We start from the raw sequence: 4118 nt of genomic DNA on the forward strand, positions 1-4118 counted from the left end.
GAGCAGGCGGTTTGAACAACGGCAAACCGCTTTGGCTGTTGGTCGGTGGCAACGGTATCTGTTGGTTCCCAGCGTCTTTCTTGATGAGCTTCTCGAAGTCGCTCACCTCGTCGGCGGCTATCGATCCCATGCGCCGACACAACATAGCACGGTTCGTGAGCACCGCTTCCGACCCATTGTGGTCAGCTGCATTGGCGACGTGAAAGTCCACTGTAGTGACATCACCAGACGATACTGTCCGGTGTTTCCTTCTGCAACACGCGCGCAGAAGTCAGGACCGCGACACGCTGGGTCACTCCCCGGCCAGGGCCAGTACGCGCTCGACGACGTCGTTGGCGAGCCATCCTCCATGACGGCGGATACGCTCGACACCCTGGGCCACCGAGTCCAGCTTGCCGCGCCGTTTGGCGTGGAGAAGCACGCCGAGGGAGCCCGTCATCGGGATGGAGCTACGGCGTGCAACCCGCCTCGCCTTGAGATCGTCCAGCACCACGGTGGCGCCCGGAAGATCCAGGGCGAGTTGGATCACCGCCGCCTCGCCGAGGTCCAACTCGCCAGCCAGAAGCGGCGAAATCCCGTTCGCCAGGGCGTCCACTTCGATATCGGGCACGATTCGAAGCCTCCGGGCGGTGTCGTCCAGCTGGGCGCCGGCCTCCAACTCCCGGAGCACAGGCTCCGGCACCAAGACCCGGCCGTATAGCGCCGGTAGGGCATCGAGCCCGCCCAAGGCAACGGTCAGGTGTATGACCGGACTGCTATTGAGGATGATCACTGGCGGCCTCGGCAGCAGCGAGATCCCCCTCCAACTCCTCAGCGCCCACCTGGATGGTCGATACCCCAAGCCGGCCAAGCTCAGCGAGAAACGCCACCCGCCCCATTCCGATCAGGGCGGCCGCCTGCCCTGAGCTGAGCCTGCCGATCTCGAACAATTTGGCGGCCATGGCCAGACTTGCCTCACGCTCAAACTCCGCTCGGGACATATGCAGAGCATCGGGGAAGGTTTCCGGGTAATCGACGGACAAGGTATTGCTCATGGCCAAGTGCTCTTGGGTGCGCAGGCGTATCGCTCATGTTCGCCCAATCGACCAAGCGAAGCCAGAGGCGCGAGGACGTCTTAGGACAGTCGGTGTCATCAGTGGTTCTAGCGAGTGTCTGCTGTTCCCGCAGCTACAGACCCCAGGCAGCAATACGCCAATATCCGGAATTGGCCGATTGCTACCGTCGCAAAGAGCGAGAGTATAGGCGCGAGTCAGGTTCATCCCGATCAGCCAGTCGGCTTGGGCGCGGGCGCGCGCGGCGGCAGCCAGCGCGTCATAGTCGTGGCCGTCGCGCAACTGTTCCAGACCGGCGCGGATCGCCGCATCGGTCAGGCTCGAGATCCAGAGCCGCTGCACCGGTTTGCGACAGCGCGCGTGCTCGGCGATGAGGCGAAAGGTCAACGCGCCCTCGCGCCGGGCACGCGCACCGACGATGCGTGCGAGATCACGCGCAACGCTGGGCTTTTCGGCGACGATGACGCGCGTCATCGAACCCGCATTCCGACGATCGAAGAAGTTCGCGAACGCGCGAGTCGATTCGCGCGCCGCGATGGAGAGATGCGCTGAGATGGTACCCCTCGCATGCGAGGCGGTCAGAACCCTTTATAGCCGCCGTAGCGCCACCTGAACCGAGGTGTACCAGGAGTTTGGAGCGGGAAACGAGACTCGAACTCGCGACCCCAACCTTGGCAAGGTTGTGCTCTACCAACTGAGCTATTCCCGCTAAGAGCCCTCTAGAATATCACCAAAAATCTGGCTGTCAAGCATCGGGCGCGCAAAAAGTCCCAAGCACCCTGCTCAAGCCCGCACGATGTGCTCGGCGGGCTCGCGATAGCGCCCGCGCGTATCCACGATCAGGGGCGCGTGCGCCTTGATCAGCGCGTAGTCGAAGCGGTCGTGATCGGTGGCGAGCAGCACGCAATCGGTCGCGGCCAGGCTCTCGGGCGTGAGCGGCACCGATTCCAGATCGAAATCATGCTTGCGCATCGGCAGGAAGCGCGGCACGTGCGGATCGGAATAGCTGATCTCGGCGCCCCGCTCCTCCAGCAGCTCCATCAGCTCCATCGACGGCGACTCACGCCGATCGTCGACATTCTTCTTGTAGGCGATGCCCAACACCAGGATGCGCGCGCCCTTGACCGCCTTGCCGCGTTCGTTGAGCGCATCGGCGACCTTGCTCACCACCCATTTGGGCATGTTGGTGTTGACCTCGCCGGCCAGCTCGATGAAGCGGGTGCTGAGGCCAAATTCACGCGCCTTCCAGGTCAGATAGAACGGATCGATGGGGATACAGTGGCCGCCAAGGCCCGGCCCCGGATAATAGGGCGTGAAGCCGAACGGCTTGGTGGCGGCGGCGTGGATCACCTCGTGGATATCGATGCCCATGCGATCGCAGACGATCTTCAGCTCGTTGACCAGACCGATATTGACCGCGCGATGGATATTCTCCAGCAGCTTGGTCATCTCGGCGGCGCGGGTCGAGCTGAGGGTGACGACCCGATCGATCACCTGCCCGTAGAGCGCCTCGCCGACGGCGGTACAGGCCGGCGTGACGCCCCCGAGCACCTTGGGGATGGTGCGCGTGTTGTACTTTGGATTGCCCGGGTCCTCACGCTCCGGCGAGAACACCAGGAACACCTCCTCGCCCACCGTCAGGCCGGTCGATTCCACGCGCGGGCGCAGTTCCTCATCGGTGGTGCCGGGCCAGGTCGTGCTCTCCAGCGAGACCACCTGCCCCGCGCGCAGATGCGGCAGGATCGACTCGGTGGTCGCGATCACATAGCTCAGGTCTGGCTCGCGATACTTGTTGAGCGGCGTTGGCACGCAGAGGATGAGGGCATCGCACTCGCTGGCGCGGCTGAAATCCGTGGTCGCGCTAAAGCCTTGCTCGAGCGCGCCGGCGATGGACTCGGCACGGATGTGCTCGATATAGGACTCGCCGGCGTTGAGGCGGTCGACCTTCTCGGCATCGATATCCAACCCCAGCACCCGGTAGCCCACCTCGCTGAAACGCAGCATCAGCGGCAGGCCGACGTAGCCCAGGCCGAGGATGCCAATCACGGCTTGCCGATTGTTCAGGCGATCGATCAGTTCCACAATTGAAGACTCCCAAGCAAAGCAAAACACTGCGCGTATAGGATCATCCGCACCGTTGAACCCGGGCCGCTGTCCATTGCTGGCTTCCCGATGATGATCGGCCCGATGCTTGCCCGACAATGGCGCTCAACATCGGCAAGTCGTCGATGGACAGCGTAACTTGGGCGATTTCCCGTCGATCGCCTTAGTGCGGCGTCGCTTGCGGGGCCTCGCCGAGGTGATCGCGCAGTGCCTTCGCGTAAGCCGCGCGCGCGGTCTGGCAAATCGCGAGCTGGCGCTTCAGATGGTCGATCTCCTGATCGGTCGCGCGCAGATTGACGATCTGATTGCGCGCCTCATCGGAGAGGGCGCCGAGTTCGTAGTGAGCGCCGTCGATGGTGATGGTCTGGTTCTCTTCGGCCATGAGGATGGTCTCCGTCTCGAGGTCAGTGGTGACGGTCAGTGGTCTGTCTTGAATCGAGCATCAAGCGGACCGTCGGCTGGTGCGCAGTATAGAGAACCCGAGCCGGCGGTGTCGGCCTGGCGTGCGCTCGGGACTCTCGGCTAGATCGCCTCCCGGCACGCGCGTTTGAACGCATCGACGATACGCGCCTGCTCGGCGGCGGCCAGGTGCGGGTGCATCGGCAGGCTCATGATATGGCTGGCGACGGCGGCGGCGACGGGCGTGCATTCGGGACAGCAATAATGCGCGTAGGCCGGTTGTTGGTTGATCGGCATCGGGTAGTGGACGGCGGTCGGGATGCCGGCCGCCTTGAGGGTTGCCTGCACGGTATCACGCTCGCGCACCAGCAGGCTGTATTGGGCAAAGACGCTGTGCCGGTCTGGTGCCGGCCAGGGCAACACGCGATAGGGCTCGCGCAACGGCGCGCAGGCGCCAAGCGGCTCGTTTGGGTTGCCATTCGCGTGCTGGCTCTGGCTGCCGCGAGGGCTCTGGTTGGACGCTTGGCAACTGTGCGCCTTGGTGCGCGCCTCGTCCTCGTCCGC

General features: G+C 63.9%; 7 protein-coding genes and 1 tRNA gene. 1 reads left to right on the forward strand and 7 read right to left on the reverse strand.

Going from position 1 to position 4118, the window contains the following annotated elements:
* From ACLFQI_RS12075 to ACLFQI_RS12085, 3 genes are all read right to left on the reverse strand, one after another.
* Nucleotides 1–211, reverse strand: a 211-nt coding sequence (locus tag ACLFQI_RS12075; protein ID WP_410759665.1) for a hypothetical protein, incomplete at its 3' end; no start/stop codon positions are given.
* 81 nt (nucleotides 212–292) lie between these two features.
* Complete coding sequence (locus ACLFQI_RS12080) at nucleotides 293–772, reverse strand: DUF3368 domain-containing protein (protein ID WP_410759666.1); 480 nt, start codon at nucleotides 770–772, stop codon at nucleotides 293–295.
* Entirely contained in the window at nucleotides 756–1034 is a 279-nt protein-coding gene (locus ACLFQI_RS12085; protein ID WP_410759668.1) for a UPF0175 family protein, read from the reverse strand. Before ACLFQI_RS12085 ends, ACLFQI_RS12080 begins: the two co-directional genes overlap by 17 nt.
* Nucleotides 1035–1277: 243 nt before the next feature.
* Between ACLFQI_RS12085 and ACLFQI_RS12090 the strand changes: the two genes are divergently transcribed.
* Entirely contained in the window at nucleotides 1278–1604 is a 327-nt protein-coding gene (locus ACLFQI_RS12090; protein WP_410759669.1) for a hypothetical protein, read from the forward strand.
* A gap of 81 nt (nucleotides 1605–1685) precedes the next feature.
* Here ACLFQI_RS12090 and ACLFQI_RS12095 read toward each other — a convergent pair.
* The 4 genes from ACLFQI_RS12095 to ACLFQI_RS12110 all read right to left on the reverse strand — a co-directional run.
* Nucleotides 1686–1761 (reverse strand) — tRNA-Gly (locus tag ACLFQI_RS12095).
* A 74-nt stretch (nucleotides 1762–1835) separates the two neighbouring features.
* Nucleotides 1836–3134 (reverse strand): nucleotide sugar dehydrogenase, encoded by a 1299-nt coding sequence (locus ACLFQI_RS12100; RefSeq protein WP_410759671.1) that lies wholly within the window; start codon nucleotides 3132–3134, stop codon nucleotides 1836–1838.
* Between the two features lie 184 nt (nucleotides 3135–3318).
* A complete protein-coding gene (locus tag ACLFQI_RS12105; protein ID WP_410759673.1) occupies nucleotides 3319–3537 on the reverse strand; it encodes a hypothetical protein in 219 nt (72 codons plus the stop codon).
* Nucleotides 3538–3677: 140 nt separating this feature from the next.
* Nucleotides 3678–4118, reverse strand: a 441-nt coding sequence (locus ACLFQI_RS12110; protein WP_410759675.1) for a DegT/DnrJ/EryC1/StrS family aminotransferase, incomplete at its 5' end; no start/stop codon positions are given.

Origin of the sequence: Halochromatium sp., assembly GCF_046541315.1 — a bacterium.
GTDB lineage: Bacteria > Pseudomonadota > Gammaproteobacteria > Chromatiales > Chromatiaceae > Lamprobacter.

Bases quoted from the DNA above. Each gene is read 5' to 3' on its own strand.
- ACLFQI_RS12085 (WP_410759668.1), bottom strand. From the start codon at position 1,034: ATGAGCAATACCTTGTCCGTCGATTACCCGGAAACCTTCCCCGATGCT.
- ACLFQI_RS12105 (WP_410759673.1), bottom strand. From the start codon at position 3,537: ATGGCCGAAGAGAACCAGACCATCACCATCGACGGCGCTCACTACGAA.